This window comes from Vibrio chanodichtyis, assembly GCF_028863985.1.
GTDB lineage: Bacteria > Pseudomonadota > Gammaproteobacteria > Enterobacterales > Vibrionaceae > Vibrio > Vibrio chanodichtyis.
On record NZ_JARBFT010000001.1, the window covers coordinates 475,799 to 501,443 of the forward strand.

Annotated in this window: 26 protein-coding genes and 1 pseudogene; 19 read left to right on the top strand and 8 right to left on the bottom strand. The window is 46.0% G+C overall.

Features of this window, described 5'->3' with window-relative positions:
* Positions 1–95 precede the first annotated feature (95 nt).
* Positions 96–1,007 carry an AraC family transcriptional regulator gene (locus PUN32_RS01990; RefSeq protein WP_274721524.1) on the bottom strand — a complete coding sequence of 304 codons (912 nt, stop codon included), beginning with the start codon at positions 1,005–1,007 and terminating at the stop codon, positions 96–98.
* A 218-nt stretch (positions 1,008–1,225) separates the two neighbouring features.
* Between PUN32_RS01990 and PUN32_RS01995 the strand changes: the two genes are divergently transcribed.
* Both PUN32_RS01995 and PUN32_RS02000 read left to right on the top strand, forming a co-directional pair.
* Positions 1,226–1,948: a carboxymuconolactone decarboxylase family protein gene (locus PUN32_RS01995; protein WP_406707933.1), complete on the top strand. Its 723-nt coding sequence runs from the start codon at positions 1,226–1,228 to the stop codon at positions 1,946–1,948.
* Between the two features lie 49 nt (positions 1,949–1,997).
* Positions 1,998–2,507, top strand: a complete 510-nt coding sequence (locus PUN32_RS02000; protein WP_274721525.1) for a (R)-mandelonitrile lyase — start codon at positions 1,998–2,000, stop codon at positions 2,505–2,507.
* Positions 2,508–2,586: 79 nt separating this feature from the next.
* On the opposite strand, the gene PUN32_RS02005 is transcribed toward PUN32_RS02000, so the two are convergent.
* A complete protein-coding gene (locus PUN32_RS02005) occupies positions 2,587–3,108 on the bottom strand; it encodes an RNA methyltransferase (protein ID WP_274721526.1) in 522 nt (173 codons plus the stop codon).
* Between the two features lie 234 nt (positions 3,109–3,342).
* On the opposite strand from PUN32_RS02005, the gene PUN32_RS02010 reads away from it, so the two are divergent.
* A complete protein-coding gene (locus PUN32_RS02010; RefSeq protein WP_274721527.1) occupies positions 3,343–4,776 on the top strand; it encodes an MDR family MFS transporter in 1,434 nt (477 codons plus the stop codon).
* 31 nt (positions 4,777–4,807) lie between these two features.
* Here PUN32_RS02010 and PUN32_RS02015 read toward each other — a convergent pair whose 3' ends face one another.
* Both PUN32_RS02015 and PUN32_RS02020 read right to left on the bottom strand, forming a co-directional pair.
* Entirely contained in the window at positions 4,808–6,028 is a 1,221-nt protein-coding gene (locus tag PUN32_RS02015; protein ID WP_274721560.1) for a GGDEF domain-containing protein, read from the bottom strand.
* A gap of 70 nt (positions 6,029–6,098) precedes the next feature.
* Positions 6,099–6,923 (bottom strand): EAL domain-containing protein, encoded by an 825-nt coding sequence (locus PUN32_RS02020; RefSeq protein ID WP_319946296.1) that lies wholly within the window; start codon positions 6,921–6,923, stop codon positions 6,099–6,101.
* A gap of 405 nt (positions 6,924–7,328) precedes the next feature.
* Between PUN32_RS02020 and PUN32_RS02025 the strand changes: the two genes are divergently transcribed.
* The 5 genes from PUN32_RS02025 (at position 7,329) to PUN32_RS02045 (ending at position 10,898) form a co-directional block, all read left to right on the top strand.
* Complete coding sequence (locus PUN32_RS02025) at positions 7,329–8,849, top strand: catalase (RefSeq protein ID WP_274721528.1); 1,521 nt, start codon at positions 7,329–7,331, stop codon at positions 8,847–8,849.
* A gap of 110 nt (positions 8,850–8,959) precedes the next feature.
* Positions 8,960–9,430, top strand: coding sequence for an ankyrin repeat domain-containing protein (locus tag PUN32_RS02030; protein WP_274721529.1), 471 nt, complete (start codon positions 8,960–8,962; stop codon positions 9,428–9,430).
* 209 nt (positions 9,431–9,639) lie between these two features.
* Complete coding sequence (gene yqfB / locus PUN32_RS02035) at positions 9,640–9,969, top strand: N(4)-acetylcytidine aminohydrolase (protein WP_274721530.1); 330 nt, start codon at positions 9,640–9,642, stop codon at positions 9,967–9,969.
* 44 nt (positions 9,970–10,013) lie between these two features.
* Positions 10,014–10,472 carry a DUF2127 domain-containing protein gene (locus tag PUN32_RS02040; RefSeq protein WP_274721531.1) on the top strand — a complete coding sequence of 153 codons (459 nt, stop codon included), beginning with the start codon at positions 10,014–10,016 and terminating at the stop codon, positions 10,470–10,472.
* 75 nt (positions 10,473–10,547) lie between these two features.
* Complete coding sequence (locus tag PUN32_RS02045) at positions 10,548–10,898, top strand: DMT family protein (RefSeq protein WP_274721532.1); 351 nt, start codon at positions 10,548–10,550, stop codon at positions 10,896–10,898.
* Between the two features lie 94 nt (positions 10,899–10,992).
* Here the strand turns inward: PUN32_RS02045 and katG are convergent, their stop codons facing one another.
* Entirely contained in the window at positions 10,993–13,167 is a 2,175-nt protein-coding gene (gene katG, locus PUN32_RS02050) for a catalase/peroxidase HPI (RefSeq protein WP_274721533.1), read from the bottom strand.
* Positions 13,168–13,462: 295 nt separating this feature from the next.
* Between katG and PUN32_RS02055 the strand changes: the two genes are divergently transcribed.
* Genes PUN32_RS02055 through PUN32_RS02070 form a run of 4 tightly spaced genes read left to right on the top strand, consistent with a single transcriptional unit; the run spans position 13,463 to position 16,872 of the window.
* Positions 13,463–14,899, top strand: a complete 1,437-nt coding sequence (locus tag PUN32_RS02055) for a 6-phospho-beta-glucosidase (RefSeq protein ID WP_274721534.1) — start codon at positions 13,463–13,465, stop codon at positions 14,897–14,899.
* Positions 14,900–14,949: 50 nt separating this feature from the next.
* A complete protein-coding gene (locus PUN32_RS02060) occupies positions 14,950–15,954 on the top strand; it encodes a LacI family DNA-binding transcriptional regulator (RefSeq protein ID WP_274721535.1) in 1,005 nt (334 codons plus the stop codon).
* Positions 15,955–16,006: 52 nt separating this feature from the next.
* Positions 16,007–16,369, top strand: coding sequence for a RidA family protein (locus PUN32_RS02065; RefSeq protein WP_274721536.1), 363 nt, complete (start codon positions 16,007–16,009; stop codon positions 16,367–16,369).
* A 32-nt stretch (positions 16,370–16,401) separates the two neighbouring features.
* Complete coding sequence (locus PUN32_RS02070; protein WP_274721561.1) at positions 16,402–16,872, top strand: YhcH/YjgK/YiaL family protein; 471 nt, start codon at positions 16,402–16,404, stop codon at positions 16,870–16,872.
* Between the two features lie 80 nt (positions 16,873–16,952).
* Here the strand turns inward: PUN32_RS02070 and PUN32_RS02075 are convergent, their stop codons facing one another.
* Entirely contained in the window at positions 16,953–17,663 is a 711-nt protein-coding gene (locus PUN32_RS02075) for a glycerophosphoryl diester phosphodiesterase (protein WP_274721537.1), read from the bottom strand.
* Between the two features lie 30 nt (positions 17,664–17,693).
* Positions 17,694–17,870: pseudogene (locus PUN32_RS02080) on the bottom strand (DeoR/GlpR family DNA-binding transcription regulator); the annotation flags it as partial.
* A 102-nt stretch (positions 17,871–17,972) separates the two neighbouring features.
* Here PUN32_RS02080 and PUN32_RS02085 point away from each other — a divergent pair.
* From PUN32_RS02085 to PUN32_RS02115, 7 genes are all read left to right on the top strand, one after another.
* A complete protein-coding gene (locus tag PUN32_RS02085) occupies positions 17,973–18,731 on the top strand; it encodes a DUF3450 domain-containing protein (protein ID WP_274721538.1) in 759 nt (252 codons plus the stop codon).
* Entirely contained in the window at positions 18,731–20,104 is a 1,374-nt protein-coding gene (locus PUN32_RS02090; RefSeq protein ID WP_274721539.1) for a MotA/TolQ/ExbB proton channel family protein, read from the top strand. The genes PUN32_RS02085 and PUN32_RS02090 overlap by 1 nt, the downstream gene beginning before the upstream one ends.
* Positions 20,105–20,113: 9 nt before the next feature.
* Positions 20,114–20,653, top strand: coding sequence for a MotA/TolQ/ExbB proton channel family protein (locus PUN32_RS02095; RefSeq protein WP_274721540.1), 540 nt, complete (start codon positions 20,114–20,116; stop codon positions 20,651–20,653).
* Entirely contained in the window at positions 20,650–21,054 is a 405-nt protein-coding gene (locus PUN32_RS02100) for an ExbD/TolR family protein (RefSeq protein ID WP_274721541.1), read from the top strand. Before PUN32_RS02095 ends, PUN32_RS02100 begins: the two co-directional genes overlap by 4 nt.
* Positions 21,054–21,674 (top strand): energy transducer TonB, encoded by a 621-nt coding sequence (locus PUN32_RS02105; RefSeq protein ID WP_274721542.1) that lies wholly within the window; start codon positions 21,054–21,056, stop codon positions 21,672–21,674. Before PUN32_RS02100 ends, PUN32_RS02105 begins: the two co-directional genes overlap by 1 nt.
* Positions 21,671–22,849, top strand: a complete 1,179-nt coding sequence (locus PUN32_RS02110) for a tetratricopeptide repeat protein (protein ID WP_274721543.1) — start codon at positions 21,671–21,673, stop codon at positions 22,847–22,849. The genes PUN32_RS02105 and PUN32_RS02110 overlap by 4 nt, the downstream gene beginning before the upstream one ends.
* 191 nt (positions 22,850–23,040) lie before the next feature.
* Positions 23,041–23,889 (top strand): DNA ligase, encoded by an 849-nt coding sequence (locus tag PUN32_RS02115; protein WP_274721544.1) that lies wholly within the window; start codon positions 23,041–23,043, stop codon positions 23,887–23,889.
* Between the two features lie 98 nt (positions 23,890–23,987).
* Here the strand turns inward: PUN32_RS02115 and PUN32_RS02120 are convergent, their stop codons facing one another.
* The gene (locus PUN32_RS02120) at positions 23,988–25,358 is read right to left on the bottom strand and encodes an MATE family efflux transporter (RefSeq protein WP_274721545.1); all 1,371 of its coding nucleotides are present in this window, start codon (positions 25,356–25,358) and stop codon (positions 23,988–23,990) included.
* Positions 25,359–25,645 lie beyond the last annotated feature (287 nt).

The window sequence follows — 25,645 nt, forward strand, 5'->3', positions numbered from 1 at the left end:
CCTTCTTCTATTTCCTTATTCTGTTCCCTTGTTCGATGGCATCTTCATCACTTGGCGTCAACTGGCATGATTTGACTGTCATTACGCCGAGATCACTAAGCCAGATCCGTTTCGCGTAGCGCTTTAATATCTTTCAATGGTGGTGCACCAAACAGGCGGCTGTATTCGCGGCTAAATTGCGATGGGCTTTCATAACCGACCCGAAAGGTGGTCGCCAACGCATCCAGATTTTCCGTCAGCATTAAGCGACGCGCCTCACTCAAGCGCAGCTTTTTTTGAAATTGCAGCGGTGTCATTGAGGTCATGTTACGAAAATGGGTATAAAACGCCGATTTACTCATTCCTGTAGAGGAAGCTAACTCGCTGACACTCAGTGGTTGTACAAAATTATTTTTTAACCAATCGATCGCTTTAGCAATTTGATGGCTGTGGCTACCCGCCGTCACAATTTGCTGTAAACGCGCGCCTTGTTCAGAGGCCAGCAAACGGTAGAAAATCTCACGCTTAATCACGGGGGCGAGGATCGTAATACTCGCCGGATCCTCTTGTAATTCCAGCAAACGAATAAAAGCGTTTAATAATGGCTCGGAAAGTTCCCCCACCGCGATCCCTTTCTGCGCCGCTTGGTGGGGATTCCATGCCAACTGGCTATCGGTGATCAATTGAGCAAGCTCAGTCAAGTCGAGCTCCATTATCAGACCAAGGTAAGGTTGCTCGGCACTGGCTTCGATAATATTGGCAATAATTGGCAAATCGACGGAAGAGATCAAAAAGTGGTTTGCATCATATACAAAACTCTCTTCGCCGAGTAATACCCGCTTTTTGCCTTGTGCAATCAAACAAATACTCGATTTATGTGTGTAACTGGTTGGCGAGGTGGGTGTTCTCCAGTGGGTCAAATGTACCCCTGGAATGGCACTCTCAAATTGATGAGTGTTATGAGTCCATTTTTTGATGTGTTGAGCAAACGTTGCAAGAGCTTGATCCATGGAAACGGAACCGGTCATCACCACTCCATATGTGACGTAAAGGATGAACCAGTGTAATTTTTCACCCTATAAAACACAATCCCATGCATAGAGTCGTAGTCAGTGTGAATCAACGCTTATCGTGGAGTAATAGGCAATAAATAGAAAATTATAGGCAAACGAAATAGCCAACGTTCAGAGTAAAGTAAATCAATGGATCCAATTTAAATATTATTCACTGAGCGAAGGTAATTCGAATGTTGAACTTAAAGGCTTATTTAAAACCGTTTTCAATAGGGATATTGGTCATGGCGGCACTTGGCAGTGCCAAGATCAGTTTGGCCTCTGAAATATTAAGCCAGCCCGATCGCGCGATTATTCCGGTCGCGGCTTTTGCTGCCAGTGGTGATATTGAGCGCTTAAAAGTGAGTCTTAACCGTGGCTTGGATGCTGGATTAACCGTCAATCAGCTAAAAGAGATACTCGTTCAATTGTATGCTTATGCAGGCTTTCCGCGCAGTTTGAATGGTTTGGCTGCGTTGATGGGTGTGCTAGAAGAGCGTAAACAGCAAGGGATTGACGATGTGCAGGGCGCATCGTCCTCTCCGTTACCCAGCGACAAAACCGCTTTGCAACTGGGAACCGCCAATCAAACGCAATTAGTCGGCATGCCAGTGACTGGAGCACTGTTTGATTTTGCCCCGCAAATTGATCAATACCTCAAAGCTCATTTATTTGGTGACATTTTTGCGCGCGATGTGCTGAGCTGGCGTCAGCGTGAATTGGCGACGATTGCCATGTTAGCCAACATCAGTGGTGTAAACAGCCAATTAGCCGCGCATTACAACATCAGTCTGCATAATCAGATCTCGGTGGCTGAACTTAAGCAATTTATTCAAATTTTACACCATGAGTGCGGCGCATCGATTGCTGCCAATGCTCAGCAAGTACTGGATCAAGTTCTGCATAGCCAACCGTAATCCAAGGTGGGTGGATTGGCATTATGCCATTTTATTAGGAGTTAAGCTTATGAAAAATAACACATCACTGATGTTACTCGCCGCCAGTGTCGCCGGAAGTGTTGCGCTGCATTCGGTTGAAGCCGCAGATGACGCGGCCAGTGGTCAGCAGGTTTATCGCGCCGCAGATTTACCCTCATTTGACGGAGCGGAAAATCTCTTTACCGGTCGTGTTAACGTACAGATGTTGTTTCCAGAAAATGATGTCGCTAAGTACAGTGCTGCCTATGTCACCTTTCAAGCGGGGGCAAGAACCGCTTGGCACAGCCATCCGGCGGGTCAGCATATGATTGTTACCCAAGGTGAAGCATTAACCGGAACTCGCGATGGCAAAATCATTCACTTTCACCGCGGCGAGAGCGTTTGGTGTCCACCAGAGATTGATCATTGGCATGGTGCCACTCCAGATGCGGCGATGACCCACCTCGTGGTGACCGCTTCAGCTGCGGGTAACAATGTTATCTGGAAAGAAAAAGTGACCGATGAGCAGTACTTCACCTCTCAAGCCAAAATTGAGTGACGAGAGGCATGCTATCTCCATACTAAAAGGGCCTAACGGCCCTTTTGCTATTTATCCCTCTACTTTTTATCGGCAAGGTTTATATGCCAGATTTTACTTTTAAGCGATTTTTGTTATCGCGATTGGCGAGCACTTGCTGCTGATCATCTATCGGGCCTAAGGTTTTCGCTAAACGGTCATACAGCACGACATTAACGGTGGCGGCGAGGTTCATACAACCGTGTGTCGGCACGTAAACCACATGCTGGGCTTGATCGACCAGCTCTTGCGGTAATGAACCATCCTCTGGGCCAAAAAGATAGAGCGCTTGCGCTGGGTGAACAAAATCCGGTAGCGCAGTCGCCCCAACCACCAATTCCACACATACGATTTCTACCTTGTGATCAAGCCCTGCGGTGAGCGAGTCCATCTCGACTAATTCAATTCGCTGATGGATATTCTGGGTATCGGTTTGAAACTTTGCCGCGCGGTTATAACGAGTACCGTTATAACGCACCTGAGTCGCGTTATAACAGCCCGCCGCACGCATGACTGCGCCAACATTGGTTGGGCTTTTTGGGTTATGCAGTCCAATAATGACCGCTGACGATGTACTTGCCATTGCTGTGATTCTACTTCTGTTGATTATCTTCGAGGCTTACACTCGTGAAAGCCGGGATTATCGCTCTAACCTCAAATTAGTGCTAGGCCAGAAAAGCGTTAGGTTGGTTGTGTTTTTTAGTTTAGTTGCGCAAAGTTAAAGAGTAAGCTGTGACGCGAAATGGATAGGGTGATGATTTGTTGCTTATTTTGAGATGCGATCACGAGCCAGAATTAGGACTTAAATGGAGAATGTATGTCACAGCCAGTGGATAGAAAAACCTTTCTAGGTATTTTTTTTACGGTGTTTTTGCCAATGTTTTTGGCTGCAGTGGATCAAACTCTACTGGCGACTGCGACACCGACTATCGTCGGCGAGCTTGGCAATCTACAGCTCTCGTCTTGGATTGTGATTGGCTACATGCTGGCTAGTGCTGCAAGTGTACCGATTTATGGCTGGTTAGGTGATCAGTATGGCCGTAAGCCGATGTTGATGATTGCGCTGGTTATTTTCGCTTTAGGTTCGGTGATCTGTGCCTTTGCCGCCAGTATGCAATGGTTGGTGGCGGGACGCATTGTACAGGGGCTCGGCAGTGGTGGTTTGATGAGCTTGTCGCAAGCACTGATTGGTGAATTAGTACCTCCCCGTGAGCGGGCTCGTTTTCAAGGCTATTTTTCTTCTTTGTTTGCGATTGCCAGTATTGGTGGGCCGGTGCTAGGTGGTGGGATCGTCACTTATCTTTCTTGGCAATGGCTGTTTTGGTTTAATCTACCGTTAGTCGCTTTCGCTTTGTATCGCTTAGCGCGGTTTCCATTGCAGCAAAGCTCACCGAAATCTGCCGCGTCCATTGATATCTTTGGGTTGATCCTGTTTCCTAGCATGATGACGTTGATCATCTACTGGCTTTCGGCCGGTGGACACTATTTTGCGTGGCTATCGAGCACCAGTCTGACATTAATTGGGCTATTTGCTGGCACCGCCTTGCTGTTGGTGTGGCAGCAACAACGCGTTCCTGCATCATTTCTGCCACTTCATTTGTTAGCGCGCCGCGAAATTCATATTCCTCTGCTTTCAACCTTTATTTTCGCAGCCTGCTTGTTTGCGTTGATCTTCTTTTTACCGATTTTTTTGCAATTAGGTTTAGGTGTGAACGCGGCGCAATCGGGGTTACTGCTCATTCCACTGTCATGTGGCATTATTGTCGGGGCTTACATTACCGGTAAAGTGATTGCCAAAACAGGGATCCCGAAATTTCTGCCCGTGTTTGGGATGAGTTTAAGCAGTGCTGCGTTTGCGATACTGGCATTGTTTACCTTGTCGGCTCCCGTTGTGAGTGTGATCGCCGCCTTATGCGGCTTAGGATTAGGCACGGTGATGCCCTCAACGCAAGTATTGATCCAAACCTTGGCGGGTAAAGCTAATTTGGGACGCATTACCGCGATGGCATCACTCAGCCGTTCGTTGGGTGCATCGGTTGGGACCGCATTTTTCGGCACATTGATTTATTCATTGCTGCCAGCGTTGTCGCCACACAGTGATTTACAAGCCATTGCGGCTTTGCCAGCACAGGAAGTTTTGCAGGCTTTTCAGATTGGTTTTGCGGTAGCTGCTATTTTGGCTTTCTTGGGCGCGTTAAATGCGTTGCGCGCGCCGACGATTCAGCTTGATGATTATGCGTTTAATTCTTAATTCTCATGTTGGATGAGGTCGAGCTTTGGGTTTAGCAGGATACCGAATAGTCATTCGCTGAATCGGCGACATGCTCCTGAGCATGAATGACTTGGTTACGCCCAGCTTGTTTGGCTTGATAAAGCGCGCTATCGGCGCGCGCAATGGCGGCGGATAAGCTACCGTTGATGGCGCTAAAGCCGATGGAAATACTGGTGTCGTACAGTTGGTGATCGTCTTTCACTCGTTGGCGTAACCTATCTAAGGTGTGCCAAGCTTCATTAACGGAAGAGGCTTGAAACAGTACTAAAAACTCTTCGCCACCAAAGCGAATGATCACATCTGTGTCGCGGACATTTTTACGTAGGCAGACCGCGACGGATTGTAAGATCCGATCGCCAGTGATATGGCCGTATTTATCGTTAATTTTTTTGAAGTGATCAATATCAATCATCGCGGCCACTGAGCGTGGGTCTTCAATAAACTTGTGACTAATTTTACTCAGATAATGGCGGTTATGTAGCCGAGTTAAGTTATCCAGATAAACGCGTCGCTGAGCCGTTAATTTTTGCAAATTAATTCGTGTTAATACCCAAGCTAATACTAATAATATGGTTAAGCAGAAAGACATTACCCAATAAATTAGATGGAATAGGCTAACATTATCGCTAAATACGCTGATCAGTTGGTGATTATTAATATTCCAACGTAAGAAGCTCATCTCGGTATTTTCAAATTGAATCGTACCGTAATTATTACGATGACTCAAAATGGTGTAGTTGAGCAGAGGTTTATAGTGAGTAATCGGGTTATCAAGAAATTGGACTCGATTGCCCCTAACCAAGACTAAGCTGATATTGTTTTGTGGTGCCGGCCAAAATGAAGCATGGTTAAACCACAAGACTTGGATCTGTTGGTGATAGGGTTTAAAAAATAGGGTTGAGCCTTCTGCAAAAGCGACTTTGACCTTGGACTCGGGTGGTAATTCCATATTTGAGGCAGCATTGTGCACGGCATTAATAATACTGGGTGGACATTTTGCTGCGACAGTCGCGCCGATCACACACAAATTGCCATGATATTGTTCGATAAACTCTTGCTGGCTGGCGGTGGGGGCGTTGAGTTGTAGATGTTCTAACATCAGGCTTGCGTAATCAATCCGAGCTTGTTGCAAAGCCACAGTCAGCAGTAATTGCTCTTTTTCATAGGTGCGGATCTTATCTTCAAACAATAGTTTGGGCGTATTAATCAACACGATGCTGACCATGATCATACCGATGATGATCAATTCTCCCTTTATCGAGCGCAGCGCTATTTTCCAACGGTTAACGGTTTCCATAAGCTTAACGAAACCCTTGAGCAAGCTGACGCAAAGGAGGCTGTTCAACGCTTGGTGCATGATGGTTAACATTCGGCGCGATTTTGCAAGCAAGTTGCTGCTGAGATATTGAGAGTGGAATCGCTTGTGGTTGTGCAAAGAAAAAACCTTGTATTAATTCAACTCCCACATCCATACAGGCTTGTAACTCTGAATAAGTTTCCACACCTTCAGCAACTAGTTGACACTCTAGCTGTTGTGCCAGCGTAACCAAGCTATGTACAAACTTTAATTTGATTGGGTTCGTGTCTATGTTATGGATAAAGTAGCGATCGATTTTGATAAAATCAGGTTGCAACTCAGACCAAAGTTTAAGTCCTGAATAACCAGAACCCATATCATCGAGTGCAATGGAAAATCCCTGTGCTTGCAGATGCTGAATTGATTGTTTCAGCGCGCTGAATTGCACTACCGGAGTTCGTTCGGAAATTTCAAACACGATCTGATGAGGCGATAAATGATGGCGTTGCATTAACTGCGACAGTTGCCATTGCTCTTGCTGTGTATCCAACAACATATTGGGACTGAGATTGATGAATAACTGCGCCTCAAGCTCAAAGGTTGACCATGCCGCCAGCGCTTTTTGCACACAGAGTTGCTCAAGCTCTGCTAAACGCTGATGTTGGGTAGCGGCTGCAAACAGTGGTCCAGCACCATACAGTGAACTGTGTTGTGGCCCTCGACTCAAAGATTCATAACCGAAAATCTGATGGTGTACTACATCGACTATTGGCTGAAATAGCGGTGTAATACGTTGGTGGTGCAAGATATCATCGAGTTCGACTTGCATAGTTGCTGATTGGTACTTAAGTATTAGATGTGTCAAAAGATAGTGGTTTGTTATGACAATTTTATTAACACTATATGTTTAATGAAATGGTTTTACACCTTCTAGTTGTTTGAGTTGATTGCCGGTCTAGTGGTTTAGGTTTTAATAGTATAAATGGGTGAATCCTATCAAAAATAAAAGCATAGTTTAGTTTTAGTAAGTTTAGATGTTCATTGTTCGGTAAATTCAAACAGCCTGCGTTAGATTGGACTGTTTCTAATCGTTTTTTTCTATTAGTGTTATCGTTATTTTCCATTAAATTATTTTAAGGTTTCACGGTATATTTTTTCTGGGCAGAAAAGAGCTTTTGATTTATACATTCTCCGCTTTATCGGTCAGAATGCTAGGTAGCATTGGAGATCAACCATGCAAATATCAAAAAGCTTTTTAATTATATCAATTGGATTAGTCACCATGTCAGTACAGGCACAGACTATCCTGACTCAAGATAATGGTGCACCAGTTGGTGATAATCAAAACTCCATTACCGCAGGTGAAAATGGTAGTGTTTTATTGCAAGATGTACACTTGATTCAAAAATTACAACGCTTTGCAAGAGAACGTATACCTGAGCGTGTAGTGCATGCTAGGGGAACTGGTGCTCATGGTGAATTTATTGCTGAAAATGACTTTAGCGATCTAACTATTTCTGCGCCTTTTACTAGCAAAGGTAAAGTTACTCCTGTATTTGTCCGTTTTTCTACCGTTATTCATGCAACAGGCTCTCCGGAAACTTTGCGTGATCCACGTGGTTTTGCTACTAAATTTTATACAGAGCAGGGGAACTGGGATTTAGTTGGCAACAACTTACCTGTATTTTTTATTCGTGATTCAATTAAGTTCCCAGACATGGTCCATTCATTAAAACCATCACCGGTCACTAATGTTCAAGATCCAAATCGATTTTTTGATTTCTTCAGCCATGAACCTGGATCAACCCATATGCTTACTTGGGTTTACAGCAATTCAGGTACACCGACAAGTTATCGAACGATGGATGGTTTTGGCGTACATGCTTACAAATGGATCAATAAAAAAGGTGATGTTAATTATGTAAAATTCCAATGGAAGAGTCAGCAGGGGATTGAAAACTTACGTCCAGATGATGTAGTTAGAGTGCAAGGACAAGATTTCAATCATTTAACAAACGATCTTTATACTCAGATTAATGCAGGTAATTATCCTAAATGGGATCTCTACGTGAAAGTATTGACTCCAGAGCAATTGAGTAAATTGGATTACAATGGGTTAGATGCAACTAAAGATTGGTTAGGAGTGCCAGAGAAAAAAGTTGGGACGATGATTTTAAATAGAGTGCCAGATAATTTTTTCCTGGAAACAGAGCAATCAGCATTAGCGCCATCAAACTTAATTCCTGGTATTGAACCTTCGGAAGATCGTTTATTACAAGGTCGTTTATTTGCTTATGCAGATACACAATTATATCGCTTGGGGGCTAATTTATCTCAATTGCCGATTAATCGACCACTAGTAAATGTTAATAATCACAATCAAGATGGAGCAAGTAATAATTCTCAAACCAACTCAGATATTAACTATGAACCAAGTCGTAAACTACCGCTAGCTCAAGCAAATGATAGCCGAGCGGTACAAACTAAATTAATCGGAACTGTGCAACAGAAAGGGATTAGTAATCCACGTGATTTTTACCAAGCAGGAGTTTTATATCGTAGCTTGAGTGAAACAGACAAGCAAGATTTGATCGCTAATCTGGCTGGAGATTTAAATAAAGTTAATGATAATGACATTAAAATTATTATGGTGAGTCATTTCTATAATGCAGACAAAGACTACGGTTCTCGTTTAGCCAGAGCGACGGATAGCGATTTACAGCAAGTAATGAAAAAAGCAGCAAGCTTAATGTAGCAAAGTTATATCACAACTATAAATTTTGCTCCACAAGAGATAAGTCTGCTCTTTTCTGCCCGAAAAACAGGGCTCTTGTGGGGCATTTTCATCAGTTATGGAGAAAATAAATGCAATGGCGGCAAAAATTTATTTTGATAGGATTATTTATTTCATGTTTTAGCTTTGCCGATGATACATCCATTATTATTGAAGAGCAGTATCAAACTTTGATTCAGTTATTTTTTGCCGCGGCAAGAACAGGCAATAATGAGGTGGTGGAAGAGTTTCTTGATGCGGGATTTCCCGTTAATCAAAGGAACTCCGAGAGCTATACAGCATTAATGGTTGCTGTATACCAAGGCCAAATGCCAACCGTCGAGTTATTGCTAGATTCTGGTGCAAATGTTTGTTTACAAGATAAAAGGGGCAATACGGCATTGATGGGGGCCTTGCTGAAAGGTGAGATCCAAATTGCTCGAATGTTGTATAACTCAGAATGCTCGGAAGATATACGTAATAAAGCGGGACTTTCGCTCCAAGAATTTGCAGAATTGTATGGTCAATCCAAAACGTTAAAGCTATTAGGTGGTGAAAAATAGTACGAATATAGTATGCTAAGTCTTAGTATGCAGCATGATTCAATCAGTCATGTTTGCCTGATACAGTTCTGAATTTTATGTTTGGTTGTCTCTCTCACTAAGGAGATAACCCAATTTTTCTCTTAGTCATGATCATTCTATCTTGACGTATAGCTGATGTTCAGTCATAAACGCCAATTCTAACTTTCTTATAGTATTGAGAGAATGTAATGGCGTATCAAAGCTCAATTCCAACCAAAATCACCTTTTTTGAATTTTTGACCCCGCTAGTGGCTTCTGGTCAAAAGACCATTACCATCCGTGATTATGCGGAAAGTCATTACGTACCGGGTAGCCGGGTTGAAGTGTTTACCCTAGAAACCGATCGTAAAGTATGCGATATCGAGATCATTGCGGTTGAGCCATTGAAATTTGATGATATCAATCAATTTCATGCCGAACAGGAAGCGATTGAATTACCTAAACTGAAATCGTTAATTGAACAGATTTATCCCAATATCAACCAGCTTTATATGATCACCTACCAGTTAGTGAAATAGACTCGTGCAACGAGTATGGTGAAAACGACGATGGTAAAAGGGCTATGCAGACAAAACACCGAGGTTTAAAAGGCGTTGCCATTTTAGAATTTAGCAAAGGGTTAATTTCTATTGGTGTAGGGTTAGGATTGCATCATTTTGCAGTGGAGAGTCTGCAGCAACTGCTGCCAAAGCTGTTAATCCATTTACATTTAAATCCAGCCAGTTATTGGCCGGAAAAAGTCATGCATGATGCTGGGCTTATTGCACATTTAAATTTGAATTGGGTGGTCGTTGGCGCTTTAGCTTATGGCATGATCCGTTTGATTGAAGCTTATGGCCTGTGGCATAGCCTATTGTGGACAGAGTGGTTTGCTTTGCTCAGTGGGGCAATCTATCTACCGTTTGAAATCTATGCGCTGTTGGCTGAACCGGGGTGGTTGAGTTTTACCACACTACTGATCAATCTGCTGGTTGTGTGCTACATGTATCGAATTATCCGCCTCCGACCAACGTCCAGCTAAAGCGCCATAACCTTGTGGTTGGTCGATGACCACGCAGTGATTTTCATCAATTATCCAAATAGGACAGAATAAGCCATGAATCCTTTAGTGATCAGTGTTGGGTTGCTGGTGTGCAGCAATGTCTTTATGACTTTTGCGTGGTACGCGCATCTTAAAGAGTTAAATAACAAACCTTGGATTATTGCGGCGCTGGTGAGTTGGGGCATCGCATTGTTTGAATACCTGCTGCAAGTTCCAGCTAATCGAATTGGTTATACGGCTTTGAATGTTGGCCAGCTAAAAATTTTGCAAGAAGTGATCACCTTGATGGTGTTTGTCCCATTTTCAGTGTTCTATTTACGTGAGCCATTAAAACTCGATTATTTATGGGCAGGACTCTGTCTAGTAGGCGCGGTTTATTTTGCCTTTCGCAGTAAGTTTGCGTAGTGGGATAAGAGAGCAATTAAGTAAGGTTAGGGTAGTTAGCTAAAGAATAGCCTTGCGCAGTATTGCGCAAGGCTAAGTCAATCAAGATAAATCGTTAGACGAGATCGAAGCGATCTGCATTCATTACTTTGCTCCAAGCGGCGACAAAGTCTTTAACAAATTTTTCTTGATGATCATCCTGAGCGTACATTTCTGCATAAGCTCGCAGGATCGAGTTAGAACCAAACACTAAGTCAACCCGTGTTGCGGTCCACTTAGTTTTACCACTTTTTCGTTCCACAATATCGTAAGAGTTACGACCGGTTGGTTTCCAAGTGTATTGCATGTCGGTGAGGTTAACGAAGAAATCGTTGCTCAAGGTACCGATGCGATCGGTAAATACGCCATGCAGGCTGCCCGCGTAGTTGGTGCCAAGCACGCGCATCCCACCAATCAACACGGTCATTTCTGGCGCGGTGAGACGCATCAATTGTGCTCTATCGAGCAACATCTCTTCCGGTTTGACCACATAATGTTGTTTTTGCCAGTTACGGAAACCATCTGCCAATGGCTCAAGTACTTCAAATGAGGCGACATCGGTTTGGGCGAGGGTAGCATCACCACGTCCTGGCGCAAACGGTACGCTGATGTTAACACCTGCCGCTTTAGCCGCTTGTTCTACCCCAACGTTACCCGCCAACACAATCGTATCGGCAACACTGATAGAAAATTGTGCCGCAATTTTTTCCAGTACATTCAGCACCTTGTTTAGACGTACAGGCTCATTACCTTGCCAATCTTTTTGTGGTGAAAGGCGAATACGTGCACCGTTAGCGCCACCGCGTTTATCTGAACCGCGGAAAGTTCGTGCGCTATCCCATGCGGTACTGACCATTTCACTGATGCTAAGACCACTAGCCGCAATTTGGGCTTTCACGGCATGCACATCATAATCTTTACGACCTGCAGGGACGGGATCTTGCCAAATCAGCTCTTCAGCTGGCACATCCGGACCAAAGTAACGCGCTTTCGGCCCCATATCACGGTGAGTCAGCTTAAACCACGCGCGGGCAAATACGTCAGAGAAGTAAGCGGGATCCTTATGGAAGCGCTCGCTAATCTTGCGATATTCAGGATCCATTTTCAGAGCCATATCCGCATCGGTCATCATTGGATTATGGCGAATGCTCGGATCTTCCACATCAACTGGTTTATCTTGCTCTTTGATGTTGATCGGCTCCCACTGCCATGCACCAGCTGGGCTCTTAGTTAATTGCCATTCGTAGCTCAACAGTAAATGGAAAAAGCCATTATCCCATTGGGTTGGGTGAGTGGTCCATGCGCCTTCAATACCACTGGTGACCGTATTCCGACCGACACCACGGCTAGTATGGTTGTTCCAACCTAGACCTTGCTCATGCAGATCGGCCGCTTCTGGATCGGGCCCTAGGTTCGACGCTTTACCATTACCATGTGCTTTACCCACTGTATGGCCACCGGCAGTCAAAGCAACCGTTTCTTCATCATTCATCGCCATACGAGCAAAAGTGACGCGCATATCTTGCGCAGTTTTGAGTGGATCTGGATTACCGTCAACCCCTTCTGGGTTAACGTAGATTAAGCCCATCATCACTGCCGCGAGCGGATTTTCTAAGTCACGTTGGCCTGAGTAACGGCTATTTTCACCACCAGATTTGGCTAACCACTCGGTTTCCGAACCCCAGTAAATATCTTTTTCTGGATGCCAAATATCTTCACGGCCAAAAGCAAAACCAAAGGTTTTTAGCCCCATTGATTCATAAGCCATATTACCGGCTAGGATCATCAGGTCAGCCCAACTGATTTTATTGCCATATTTCTGTTTAATCGGCCACAGCAAGCGACGTGCTTTATCTAAGTTGGCGTTATCAGGCCATGAATTGAGTGGTGCAAAACGCTGGTTACCAGTACCTGCACCACCGCGACCATCAGCAATACGGTAAGTACCAGCAGAGTGCCAAGCCATACGGATCATTAAGCCACCATAATGTCCCCAGTCGGCTGGCCACCAATCTTGGCTATTGGTCATTAAAGCTTTGAGATCGTTTTTTAGAGCGGTGACATCCAGTGTTTTCAGTGCTTCACGGTAATTAAACTCTGCTCCGAGTGGATTGGTTTTACTATCGTGTTGGTGAAGAATGTCTAAGTTGAGCGCTTGTGGCCACCAATCCATATTAGACTGATTGGCCGAAGTTAAGCCGCCATGCATCACCGGACATTGACCGCTTGAACCCGTTTTATGGTTATCCATTCTATTGCTCCTTGCTTAGCGTTATTGAATGTTTGATTCGAAAAGTAAAATGGAAGGGTATTCGAATAAATACCAACCTTTGGTTAACGTTTTGAGTCTAGACGTTATTTTACGGTAACACTAATTAGAATTGTCGATAGTTGTGATAGGCGATATTGATCTTGTTCATATTTCTATCATTTATTACAGAAACCGGTTACAGAAACCGGTTACATTTTGTGTTTTTTTGCGATATAGTGCTGATAATTTGAACCGATTAACGATCGATGTCTGATGCTATAAGAAAGAGGTTTTCATGATTAAATCTATATTTAATAAGGATTTTTTGTGGGGTGGTGCGGTGGCGGCGCATCAGGTTGAAGGCGGATGGGATCAAGGTGGCAAAGGCGTCAGTATTGTCGATGTCTTGACGTGTGGCGCACATCAAGTTCCACGTCGTATCACCGATGGAATTATGAATGATGAGTTATATCCTAATCATCAAGCCGTCGATTTTTATCATCACTATAAACAAGATATTGCCCTGTTTGCAGAAATGGGTTTCAAATGTTTCCGTACCTCAATTGCGTGGACGCGAATTTTCCCGAATGGCGATGAGGCTGAGCCGAATGAAGCCGGCCTACAATTTTACGATGATTTGTTTGATGAACTGCTGAAGTACCAGATTGAACCTGTCATTACGCTGTCACATTTTGAGATGCCATTACATCTGGTCAAGCAGTATGGCAGTTGGCTCAATCGTGAGTTGGTTGATCAGTTTGTAAAATTTGCCCAAGTAGTGATGCAGCGTTATCAGCACAAAGTGAAATACTGGATCACCTTCAATGAAATCAATAACCAGCGGAACTGGGCATTGCCAATCTTTGGCTATTGCAATTCAGGGATGCTGTATGCCGAGCAAGCTCATCCAGAGCAGGCGTTGTATCAAGTACTGCATCATCAATTTGTTGCTAGTGCGTTAGTGGTAAAATTGGGGCATGAGATTAATCCGGAGTTTAAGATTGGCAGTATGATCCATATGATGCCGCTTTATCCGGCGACGTCACACCCTGAAGATGTACTGTTAACTCAAGAATTGATGCGTGAGAAATACCTGTTTAGTGATGTGCAAGTGCGTGGTGCTTACCCCAGCTATCTACGCAAAGAGTGGCAACGCAAAGGGATTGAGGTTGCGATGCAAGCGGGCGATGAACAGATCCTGCGCCAAGGTTGTGCCGACTATTTAGCGATCAGCTATTACATGAGCAACATTGTGTCTGCCGAGCCAGTGCAACAGAGTGAAAATACCTCAATGTTTGGTGCTAGCCGCTTAAATCCGTACCTTCCTGCTTCGGATTGGGGCTGGCAGATTGACCCTCAAGGCCTGCGTTATGCGCTTTCCGAGTTATACGAGCGTTATCAAAAGCCGATTTTTGTGGTAGAAAATGGCCTTGGTGCAGTAGATGAGCTGGAAGCGGATGGTTCGATCAACGATGATTACCGGATTGACTACTTATCTGCACACATTACTGCGCTCAAACAAGCGATAGATTATGATGGGGTTGAGGTGATGGGGTACACTCCTTGGGGCTGTATCGATTGTGTCTCTTTCACCACCGGTGAATATAAAAAACGTTACGGCTTTATCTATGTGGATAAACATGACGATGGCAGTGGCACGATGGCTCGCGCTAAGAAAAAGAGCTTTTATTGGTATCAACAAGTGATTGCTAGTAACGGTGAAAAGCTTTAACTAAACAGTGTCGGCGACCTTAGGGTCGCCGTTAATGATTAAGGATTGTGATGGCAACCATAAATGATGTGTGTAAATTGGCGGGGGTATCTAAAGCGACGGTATCGCGAGTACTTAATGATACCGGGCAAGTGAAAGCACAAACACGTCAAGCGGTATTAAGTGCCATTCAGCAGCTTGATTATCAACCAAATAGTTTAGCTCAAGCGCTTGCCACCAATATCAGCCACTCGATTGGTTTAGTGTTACCACAGTTTGAAAGCAGTTATTTTGGTTCGATTTTATATGCAGCAGAGCATGGTGCGCAGCAAGCAGCCAAAAAATTACTGGTGGTAAACAGCAAAAACAGTGCGCAAGGTGAGGCAGAAGCGGTGGCAACATTAGCTGCCCAGCGCTGCGATGCGATTTTGCTCTACAGTCGTCACTTAAGTGAGGCGCAGTTGCTAGAATTGCAACAGCACTCTCCGGCATTAGTTATTCTTAATCGTCATTTAACGCATCCTCAACTGCACAGTTTTGCGCTTGATCAAGCACAAATTGCTCAATTAGCGATGCAGCATTTATTACGCTTAGGCCATCGTCATATTGCCTGTATTAGTTCGCCATTGAACAGTGAAACGGGCAAAATTCGCCATCAAATCTATCAACAAACATTGGCGGAACATCAGATAACCCTCAATTCAGCATGGAGTGTAGAAGGGGATAACACTTTGCTTGGGGGTTATCAGGCGATGCAGCAATTGTTACAGCGTAAGCTGACGATCAGCGCGGTGTTTGCCTGTAACGATGATATGGCGCTTGGTGCGCTACGTGCTATGTATGAGCACAATATCGCGGTTCCCACTCAGATGAGTATCATCGGGATTGATAACGAACCTGCCGCCGCTTTCGCGATCCCAAGTTTATCGAGTGTCAGTTTGCCCATCGTTGATTTAACCGAACAGGCGATGGCTCTGGCGATTGAAATTGCCAATAAGAAGCAACAACCCGCGCAGCATCGACTCTATCAGGGGCAATTGATCTCCCGTGAATCGACATTAGCACTCAGTGTGTAAACGGGTTAAGTTTAGATAAAATATCAACCAAAACAACGGAATATTATTACTGATGACCATACACCGCATTAATCCTGGCCCACGTTGGTCTGATATTACTGTCTTTAATGGTATTGCTCACTTTGTCGAAGTGGCGGACAGTGACAGTTCGGCAGACATGCAAGGCCAAGTCGAGCAGATTTTGGCGCAGGCAGAGCGCCAATTGGCCAAAATTGACAGTGATCGCACACGCATTCTCTCGGTCACGATTTATGTCACCGATTTTGCTGAATTGCCACGGCTTAACCAAATATGGGATGCTTGGTTCCCGGTCGGCTGCGCGCCAAGCCGTGCCTGTGTTAAAGCAGAATTGGCGGATCCGGCCTATAGGGTTGAGATGGCCTTTGTTGCTGCCGCTGGCGCGCAGTATCAATAACTTCGAATCGTATTCAGTATAAGGAAAACATGATGTTTATTGGTCAGATCTCTCAGCGCCAATTTTGCGCTGCACTATCACCCAAATTGCAAACGTTGATCAGCGAAGTGATACAGCGCGTAGCGACTCCGCTCGCGACAGGTAAGTATGAGCTACAAGGTGATACCGCCTTTTTTCTGGTGATGGAAGATCACACTCAGCCATTGGCACAGCGTCGCAGTGAATGCCATGCCCGTTATTTGGATGTACAAATTGTGCTGCAAGGTCGCGAACGTTTTGGTTACAGTCTGGCTCCATTTAATGGGTTGGATGATGATCAATTAGCTAGCCGCGATCTGGCATTCAGTGAACAGTTGGCCGAAGAGCGATTTGTCGATTTGATGGCCGGGGATTTCATTGTGTTTTATCCCGGTCAACCGCATCGCCCATTGATAGCGGTAGAAGGCGAGGGTGAGCCGGTACGTAAAGTGGTGATTAAGGTGGATAAGGCTTTTTTTGAGTAAAAAGGTTGAGTTACCGAAGTGAAACCATGAAAAACGCCCATTTGTATGGGCGTTTTGCTGAAATTCATTCAGCGGGAAAACTAGTTGATAAAGCGCTCTGGAAAGTCAGAAAAAATCGCATCCACTTTGTCCAAATAACGAAATTTATCCACTTGATTGAGGGTGTAACACCAGATCTGGTAACCGCCATTTTTCAGATCCCGAATATGCTTTTCGGTGATCCATCGGTAGTTAAGGTTACAGCTAAACGCATTTACCTGCTTGAGTACCTGCCGATCGCGCTGCGTTAACCGCTCGCTCAATATCCCTAATCTATAGCCCGGACAGTGCTGATGTAGCTGCAAAATAATCTCGTGACTAAAGCTCGACAGTAAGATTTTGTCGGCAACCAGTGGGCTTTGGTCAAGTTGGGCTTTCAGGTTTTGCACCACGCTGGCCACATCATGCCTATCGACTTTGACTTCAATATTTAGCCCTAAATCATGCTCAGCCGCCAGCTCAAGCAGCTCTTCCAGCGTCATAATAGGTTCTGCTGAAAAACCGGGATCAAACCAAGCACCGAAATCAAACTGCTGTAACTCAGCAAGTGTGTACTCATCAACGCGACCTTTGCCATTGCTACAACGGTCAAGCGTATGGTCGTGGCACACCACAAGTATATTATCTTTGGTCGGTTGCACATCCACTTCAACCCAAGATAAGCCAAGGTTGATTGCAGCTTGTACACTGACGCGGGTATTTTCTGGATAGCTACCGGCCACTCCACGGTGGCCGACGATGATAGAAGGCATTATGCTTCCTTAGTGAGGATCACGCTCAAATCACGATTCAATAAGTTCGACGTGGTGCAACACTGCCAACTGCTGAAAAATAGGCGTTATTTGATCAATAAACAGCCGAACCATTTCCGGCAGTTCACCACTGACCACCGGAGCATAGCGCTCTAATTGGCTTTTGTCTGCAACTAACCCGCACAGTTCACTGGAGTGGATGGTAGCGTTAATTTGTCAATAAACCGCAACAATGCATCAAGTTTGGTTGATAATGAGAGCGCTTCTCAATAGAATTACGACTATTCCTTAAACGGCTAAGCTCAACTCATGAAAAGATGTCTCTTAATCGCTTGTACCTCGGCATGCTTGCCTGTGCACGCGGCTTCGCTCGATCAGGCGCAAGCGATCCAAACTAGTACCCATCAAGCTGCGGCGCACAGTCAGCAAAAAATTGACCGCAGTGCGGAAAAGAGCCTAGTGCTGCGCGCAGAAATTGAGCAGTTAAACGAAGAAGTAAAAAATTTGCAGGTGTATCGCGATCATTTGCAATCTCTGGTGGCTAATCAGCAACAAGAGATGACCAGCCTGGCACTGCAGACCGAAGAGATTAAGCGTACCCGCCAAGGCATAGTTCCTTTGATGTATGACATGATTGAGGGACTTGAAGATTGGGTTGCACAAGATAAACCGATCCGTCTCGCCGCTCGTCAACAACGGATTGAAACGTTACGAGCGCTGATGCCGCGTGCCGATGTGAGTGATGCGGAAAAATACCGCCGCATTCTAGAGGCGTACCAAATCGAGCTGGATTACGGTAACAAGCTCGGTACCTATTCTGCACCCATTACCTTACCGTCAGGGCAACAAGTACAAGTTGATGTGCTGTATTTAGGCCGTTTAGTGCTGTTGGCACGCAGTTTAGATGGTGAACAGTTTTGGAACTGGAATGCCAAAGCGCAGCAGTGGCAGTCATTGTCAGAGGCGCACAAGCGCGATTTGACCGCCGCCTACCAACTGGCACAACAGCAAATTGCACCTACCTTATTGAATTTACCGGTCTCTTTGACTGTGGCGGAGACAAAATAATGATGTTGAAACACACGAGACTGGCGCTGGCCCTGAGTTTGCCATTGATGCTGGGGATCAGCTCGGCTATCGCCAATGATAACCTAGTGCAGAAAGCCACACAGAGCAAAACTCAGCAGCAGCAACATAATCAGCAGCGCGAAGCGGGCTTTACCCAAACCGAGCAGCAGTTACAAGCTGCTAAAGCAGAATTGAATGCACAGCGCAGTCGCTTACAAAAAGAGGCCGATGCATTAGCGGCTCAGTTTAGTACTAACGAAAATAGCTTGGCGCGACTGGAAGAAACGTTGCGTCTTGAAACAGGCAGCTTAGGGGAAATGTTTGGTGTCGTGCGCCAAAATGCCAAGCAGCTACAAAGCGAGTTAGCTCAATCGGTGACTGGGGTTCACACTCGTGCCGAACAGCAAACCATCGAGGAAGTGGTGGCGGCGAAAACCTTGCCTTCAATGACCCAACTGCGCAGTTTATGGCAAGCGCTCAGCACGGAAATCCAAGCCAGTGGTCAAGTTCAGCCAACTCAGTTGAATTGGCTCACTGGGCAAGGGCAAGCACAATCTGTCGCGGCACTGCGTTTAGGCTCATTTGGACTGATCACCGATCAAGGTTATGTCAAGTGGGATAATGCACGCCAACAAGCAGTGAGCTATCAACAACTGCCAAGCCATTTTCCAACTTTACAGCGTATTCAAGCATTGGTTGATGGTGACGTTGTCACCATGAATGTTGACCCCACACGCGGTTTACTGTTAGAACAATTAGCTCTTACGCCGACACTAAGTCAGCGTCTGCAAGCTGGCGGGGTCATTGGTAATGTAATCTTAGTCTTGCTCGGCGTGGGACTGATAATTGCCCTGTATCGTGGCATGGTACTGCTTACTTTGCGCCACAAAATCACCGCACAGCTAAAAAATCCTGCTGAGCCTGGTAATAACCCGCTCGGTCGCATCTTAGCGGTTTACAACAAAGAGCAGCAACGCAGTGTCGAAGCGCTTGAACTACGCCTATTAGAAGCGGTTGTCGATGAACAAAATCACCTGGAAACCGGTTTATCAATGCTCAAACTGTTGGCGGCTTTAGCGCCAATGTTGGGTCTGCTTGGTACAGTAACAGGCATGATTGAAACCTTCCAAGTGATCACTCAATTTGGTAATGGCGATCCGAAAGTGATGGCGGGCGGGATTTCGATGGCTCTGGTCACCACGGTTGAAGGTCTGATTGCGGCTATTCCGCTGTTGCTGGCCCACAATATTCTCAGTGCTCAAGCTGAGGCGATTCGTAATATTTTGGAAAAACAAGGTATTGGTCTAGTTGCACAACAAGCTGAACGCGATTGTGTGACTTCATCGCCAGTTCAAGTTGGATCGGCCGCATAAGGGGGCGTGATGAATTCAGCATTCTCTTGGCTGTTGGATTACTGGCAGCCGTTGGCCGAATTTATGGCACAAGGCGGGGCCGTACTTTGGTGGTTAGCGGCGGTGGTGTTGCTGTGTTGGTTGTTGGTGATTGAGCGGCTGCTGTTTTTGAGCCTGACCTTTCCAAAACAGCGTCAACACTGGGTTGGGTTATGGCAACAGCGCGCGGATCAACACAGTTGGTTTGCCCATTCGATTCGTCAACAGTGGTTGGGTGAGGCTCATAACGCTTTAAATCAAAACCTTAATTTGGTTAAGGTGTTGGTGGCCATCTGCCCGATGTTGGGGTTGCTAGGTACGGTAACGGGAATGATCTCGGTGTTTGATGTGATGGCCACTCAGGGCAGTAGCGATCCGAAATTAATGGCTTCGGGAATTTCGCTAGCGACTCTACCGACTATGGCCGGTATGGTCGCGGCATTAGCCGGACTGTTTGTACACGCTCGTTTAAGTAAAACCTGTCGTCGATTAGAAATGAAATTAGAACAAGCGTTAAGGAGCCAATCATGAGACTCGGGCGTAGAACGTCAAAGCAAGATGAAGCACAGATCGATCTGACTTCGATGCTCGACATCGTCTTTATCATGTTAATTTTCTTTATTGTTACCAGCTCCTTTGTGCGTGAATCTGGAGTGGAAGTCAATCGCCCAACCGCCGCCCACGCGGTTAGCCAAAAACAAGCGGGGATTTTTGTGGCGATTACTGCTGCCAACGATATCTACATTGATAAACGTCAAGTGGATGTTGAACGAGTGCAAGCTACGTTAGAGCATTTACTGCTTGATCAACCAGAAGCCTCTTTAGTGATCCAAGCGGATGAGCATGCGTTTAATGGCACGGTGGTTAAAGTGATGGATGCCGCCAAAGGTGCAGGGGTGAAAAGTATTGCGTTAGCGGCGGAGCCATCTTAATGGGACGCTTACTGCTGGCGAGCCCGGTCGCCCTTGCTGTCACGCTGGCTCTGTTTAGTTTGATGGCTTGGATGGTTGATCACGGCGGAAAAAGTATTGCTAAGCCGACGGCGGCACTGAGCTTTGCGATGGTGATGGTTGAGCAAGAGCAAGATGCACAACGCAGACAGCGCAGTGTCCCACCACCGCCGCCAGTGCCTGAAATTCCCACTCAAGCACCCGCGAAAGCGCAACAAACAGCCGCGTTAGCGATCTCATCGCTCAATCCACAGGTTAATTTAAACCTTAGTACCGCTATCCAAGGCGTGGCGGTCAACGCACCACAATTTGGTGAGTTTTCGGTTAATCAGCAAGTGATGCCGCTGCATCGGGTCGAGCCAAACTATCCAGCCAGAGCATTACAACGTCGAGTGGAAGGTTATGTGATTTTGCGTTTTAGTATTGATGAACTGGGTAAAACGCGAGATATCGAAGTGGTGGAAGCTAACCCACAACGCTATTTTGAGCGCGAAGCGATGATGGCACTGCGTAACTGGAAATATCAACCGAAAATGGTTGATGGTAAAGCGGTTAGCCAATTAGGCCAGACGGTTCGACTGGAGTTTAAACTAAACCAATGAAACGACGAATTTTAAGTTATTTATTGCTGTCTTGCTTCTCAGTCGCCAGTTATGCCGCTGAATTAAGTCCCTACACGGCCAATCGAGTCATGCAAGCCAATCAGTTGGCACAGCAGAATAAGATCAATGATGCGATCCAAGTTCTTAAGCAAACTGAAATCAGCCGTAGTTATGATCGGGCCTATGTAGCGCGGATGTTGGGAGTGTTTTATTGGCAAAATGATCAGATCCCAGCCGCGATCAGCTCACTCAAGTTGGCGGTTGAAAGTGATGAGTTGCAAGATCAGCAAGCGTGGACCACGCGTAAAATGCTGGCGGATTTGTTAACTAGCCAGCAGCAATATCGTCCAGCGCTTCAACATTATTATCAACTGGCCGCAGCGATTCCAAGTGAGCAAAATGGCGCAGATCTTTGGCTGCGAGTTGCGCAGTTACATTTCCAGTTGCAAGAGTGGCCCGCGGTGCTCAAAGCCGTAGGACACTCTGCCCAGTATGCACCGCAAGATGCCGTGTTGCCGCTTTCGCTGCAATTGGGTGCCGAACTCAATTTAGAACGCTGGCAGCCTGCAATCCGCAGTTTAAAGCGATTATTGGTGCTCGAACCGCAAAAAAGCGAGTGGTGGCGTCAATTAGTCAGTTTGGAATTACGTGTCGGCCAGCCTAAACATGCATTGAGCACACTCGCGTTGGCGAAACTACAGCAAGTAGAACTGACCCAGCAAGATTTGCGTTTACTGGCCCAACTCTACGCTCAGCATGGAGTGCCGGAACGTGCCGCGCAAGTGTTAGACAGCTTAGAGGATGCCGCCAGTAATCAGCAACTAATCACTGAACGCGCCATCTATTGGCAGAGAGCGAAAGAGTGGGATAAAGCGATCGCCACTTGGCGCTTAGCGGCCAAACAAGAGGCGAAATATCATTGGCAAGTCGCTCAGTTGTTATTGCAAGAAGGGCATTATCAGCAAGCATTAACAGAGCTTGAGCTGGTCAAGGAGCCTGATCAACAAGCACAAGTGGCGTTGGCAAAAACCCGCGCTTTGTATAAGTTGAATCAGTTAGAGGCTGCATTACTGCAAGCTAAGCGCGCCGACACTCTGCAAGCTTCCGACAGTGCGAAACAATGGATTAAATATCTCTCTCACTTGCGGCAAGCGCAATCTAGATCAAATGTTTAAAACGATAGTTGCAACCTTTTAATTGATGGCAGGTGGTGTATAGAATTGCTGGTTTGAGCAAGCTGATATGTAACATGCCAGCGACTCAATAGCGGGATTTAATGAACTGCTTCGCAGCATGAGCGGATCGAACTGTTACCCATCTCCTCGGCTGATCAGAATGAATTAGCTTACTCATCAAGGAGATGACCATGCTAATTCGACTGACACTCATTGCTGCGGCAATCTTGCTGGCGCAGCACACTGCAGCTAACGATGAGCCGCACTCCGCTATCCCGCTCACCTTTGCTAAACATTATCAACCCGGCATCAATCTTGAAGATTACTGGAAGAGTGAAAAACTCGATGGTATTCGTGCGATTTGGACCGGCCAGCAGTTGATAACCCGTAGCGGCAAACCGATCTCGGCTCCTCAATGGTTTACCCAATCACTCCCCCCTTATGCATTGGAAGGTGAATTGTGGGCGGGCCGTGGCAATTTTTCATTGGTACAACAAACCGTTTTAGATAAGCAACCAGCGGAAGCTGCTTGGCGACGCATTCAGTTTATGCTGTTTGATTTGCCACAAACCGCCGGCGATTATCGGCAGCGCTACGATCATTTGGTGGCATTAGTCCGCGATGTTAATCAGCCCTACATTCAATATGTGACGCAGACGCCCATCCAATCAGAGCATGATCTCACCGCTTATCTGGATGAGATTCTTGAGCAGTCGGGGGAGGGCGTGATGCTGCGTAAAATTGATACTCGCTATCACGTTGGACGTAGTCATACTTTGCTCAAACTGAAAAAATACCAAGATGCGGAAGCTACCGTGATCGGTTATCGCTTAGGCACGGGTAAATATCATGGTCAAATGGGCTCGATTTTGGTGCGGGGCGTCGATGGAATCGAGTTTTATATCGGCAGCGGATTTAGTGATCAGGAGCGTGCTGCGCCACCGGAAATGGGTAGTTTAGTGACTTATCGTTATAACGGGGTAACGAGTGAGGGCAAGCCAAGATTTGCGCGCTTTGTCCGGATCAGAGAAAACCATTAAATCTGCTTTCGCGGCCTAGCCCAGTTAGGCAAGAGATGACAGAATTTGAACTCTATCAGGCCAACTGGTGAGTGCTGGCCTGATGAAAGTTTGCTGAACTAGTGGCCGACTGCGAGTGGGGTATTGATCGTTTGTTTTTGGATCCAACGCAGCCGTTGGCCTAACATCAAGGCTGAGGCAGAAAGGCCAATGATAAAGCCGAGCCAAAACCCTTTAGCCCCTAATGGTTGTTCAGTTAGCCAATCGGTCATGCCCAAAATATAACCCATAGGTAAGCCCAGTACCCAGTAAGCGATAAAAGTGCGATAGAAAATGGCCGTCATATCTTTGTAACCGCGTAGTGCTCCAGCCGCAACCACTTGTACCGCATCCATACATTGATAAATCGCAGCGAGTAATAATAGTTGCATGGCTAAAGTGATCACCACTTGGTTTTCGGTATACAGCAAAGCAATCTGCTCTCGAAATAGCACCGTGAGTAACGCGGTGATACATGCAGTGGCTAAGCCAGTCAGCAGACCTACATTGGCGGCAATCGCCGCACCTTGGCTATCTTGCTCACCCAATTTGTGCCCAACACGGATTGAAACCGCTGCGCCAATACTCATCGGGAACATAAAGACCAAAGAAGAGAAGTTGAGTGCCACTTGGTGCGCCGCCACGACAGTTGAACCTAACGGAGCCACCATCAGTGCCACCACCGCAAATAAGGTCACCTCAAAAAACAGTGCCGCCGCGACCGGAAAGCCTAAGCGAAATAGTCGGATCAGCTCTTTGGGTTGTGGCTTATGCCAACTGGCAAAGACTTTTACCTGCGCCAGCCGTTGAGAAGTCATGATATAAAACAGCAGCAAAAACAGCATGATCCAGTACACAATCGCAGTAGCAACCCCACAGCCAACCCCACCTAATGATGGCGCACCAAATTTGCCGTACACAAAAATCCAGTTCAGCGGAATATTGAGCAGCAAGCCAATAAATCCAATCACCATGGCGGGCTTGGTCAGTGACATACCATCGGTAAAACTGCGCAGCGCTTGAAATAGTAAATAGGCTGGCACCGCAAACATGACCGCATGCATATAACCCACGGTTTTGCTTGCCATCGCTGGTTCCACATTCATAAATTGAATGATCACTTGCGTTTGAAATAATACACCGATGATCGGGATCGAAATCAGTAGTGCGAGGGCTAAACCTTGCTGTACTTCAAATGGGATCTTGTGTTGACGCCCAGCACCATTCAGTTGTGCTACCACCGGGACTAATGCCAGCAGGAGTCCAACGCCAAACAGAATTGAGGGGAGCCAAATACTCGCAGCAATTGAAACCGCTGCCATATCCAGCGCACTGACACCGCCTGCCATGACAGTATCGACAAAGCCCATTCCAGTTTGAGCAACTGATGCAATCAGCACCGGTGTGGCAAGTTTAATTAAATTTGAGGCTTCTTGTTGGTAGCGATGCACAGAGTTCTCCAAAGGGGAAAAGCCAAAAGAGGCTAAACGCTACAGTCGGTAGACTTAACGTATGATAATCGGCGCATGATAATGAAATGTGATACTAAGCTCCATTAAAAACTGAGATAACTGATTAATCGTTAAGTGATAAGTGATAAGTGAGGAGTGTAAGGGAGCGGGTGCGTGGCACTATTTCGTTGATGTGCGGAAAGAACCGTAAAAAACATCCTCCGGCATAGCCGGAGGTTTTTCATATGCGCCTATAAGGCTTTCTCACCAGCAGCGCCCTAGCAGGC

What these genes read in the sequence shown, in the direction of transcription:
- PUN32_RS02070 (WP_274721561.1), top strand. Translation starts at nt 16,402, where the DNA reads ATGTTTATTGGTCAGATCTCTCAGCGCCAATTTTGCGCTGCACTATCA.
- PUN32_RS02105 (WP_274721542.1), top strand. Translation starts at nt 21,054, where the DNA reads ATGGGACGCTTACTGCTGGCGAGCCCGGTCGCCCTTGCTGTCACGCTG.
- PUN32_RS02010 (WP_274721527.1), top strand. Translation starts at nt 3,343, where the DNA reads ATGTCACAGCCAGTGGATAGAAAAACCTTTCTAGGTATTTTTTTTACG.
- PUN32_RS01990 (WP_274721524.1), bottom strand. Translation starts at nt 1,007, where the DNA reads ATGACCGGTTCCGTTTCCATGGATCAAGCTCTTGCAACGTTTGCTCAA.
- PUN32_RS02045 (WP_274721532.1), top strand. Translation starts at nt 10,548, where the DNA reads ATGAATCCTTTAGTGATCAGTGTTGGGTTGCTGGTGTGCAGCAATGTC.
- PUN32_RS02100 (WP_274721541.1), top strand. Translation starts at nt 20,650, where the DNA reads ATGAGACTCGGGCGTAGAACGTCAAAGCAAGATGAAGCACAGATCGAT.
- PUN32_RS02075 (WP_274721537.1), bottom strand. Translation starts at nt 17,663, where the DNA reads ATGCCTTCTATCATCGTCGGCCACCGTGGAGTGGCCGGTAGCTATCCA.
- PUN32_RS02015 (WP_274721560.1), bottom strand. Translation starts at nt 6,028, where the DNA reads ATGATCATGGTCAGCATCGTGTTGATTAATACGCCCAAACTATTGTTT.
- PUN32_RS02065 (WP_274721536.1), top strand. Translation starts at nt 16,007, where the DNA reads ATGACCATACACCGCATTAATCCTGGCCCACGTTGGTCTGATATTACT.
- PUN32_RS02085 (WP_274721538.1), top strand. Translation starts at nt 17,973, where the DNA reads ATGAAAAGATGTCTCTTAATCGCTTGTACCTCGGCATGCTTGCCTGTG.
- yqfB (WP_274721530.1), top strand. Translation starts at nt 9,640, where the DNA reads ATGGCGTATCAAAGCTCAATTCCAACCAAAATCACCTTTTTTGAATTT.
- PUN32_RS02040 (WP_274721531.1), top strand. Translation starts at nt 10,014, where the DNA reads ATGCAGACAAAACACCGAGGTTTAAAAGGCGTTGCCATTTTAGAATTT.
- PUN32_RS01995 (WP_406707933.1), top strand. Translation starts at nt 1,226, where the DNA reads ATGTTGAACTTAAAGGCTTATTTAAAACCGTTTTCAATAGGGATATTG.
- PUN32_RS02110 (WP_274721543.1), top strand. Translation starts at nt 21,671, where the DNA reads ATGAAACGACGAATTTTAAGTTATTTATTGCTGTCTTGCTTCTCAGTC.
- PUN32_RS02025 (WP_274721528.1), top strand. Translation starts at nt 7,329, where the DNA reads ATGCAAATATCAAAAAGCTTTTTAATTATATCAATTGGATTAGTCACC.
- PUN32_RS02055 (WP_274721534.1), top strand. Translation starts at nt 13,463, where the DNA reads ATGATTAAATCTATATTTAATAAGGATTTTTTGTGGGGTGGTGCGGTG.
- PUN32_RS02095 (WP_274721540.1), top strand. Translation starts at nt 20,114, where the DNA reads ATGAATTCAGCATTCTCTTGGCTGTTGGATTACTGGCAGCCGTTGGCC.
- PUN32_RS02020 (WP_319946296.1), bottom strand. Translation starts at nt 6,923, where the DNA reads ATGCAAGTCGAACTCGATGATATCTTGCACCACCAACGTATTACACCG.
- PUN32_RS02115 (WP_274721544.1), top strand. Translation starts at nt 23,041, where the DNA reads ATGCTAATTCGACTGACACTCATTGCTGCGGCAATCTTGCTGGCGCAG.
- PUN32_RS02060 (WP_274721535.1), top strand. Translation starts at nt 14,950, where the DNA reads ATGGCAACCATAAATGATGTGTGTAAATTGGCGGGGGTATCTAAAGCG.
- PUN32_RS02090 (WP_274721539.1), top strand. Translation starts at nt 18,731, where the DNA reads ATGATGTTGAAACACACGAGACTGGCGCTGGCCCTGAGTTTGCCATTG.
- PUN32_RS02000 (WP_274721525.1), top strand. Translation starts at nt 1,998, where the DNA reads ATGAAAAATAACACATCACTGATGTTACTCGCCGCCAGTGTCGCCGGA.
- PUN32_RS02005 (WP_274721526.1), bottom strand. Translation starts at nt 3,108, where the DNA reads ATGGCAAGTACATCGTCAGCGGTCATTATTGGACTGCATAACCCAAAA.
- PUN32_RS02030 (WP_274721529.1), top strand. Translation starts at nt 8,960, where the DNA reads ATGCAATGGCGGCAAAAATTTATTTTGATAGGATTATTTATTTCATGT.
- katG (WP_274721533.1), bottom strand. Translation starts at nt 13,167, where the DNA reads ATGGATAACCATAAAACGGGTTCAAGCGGTCAATGTCCGGTGATGCAT.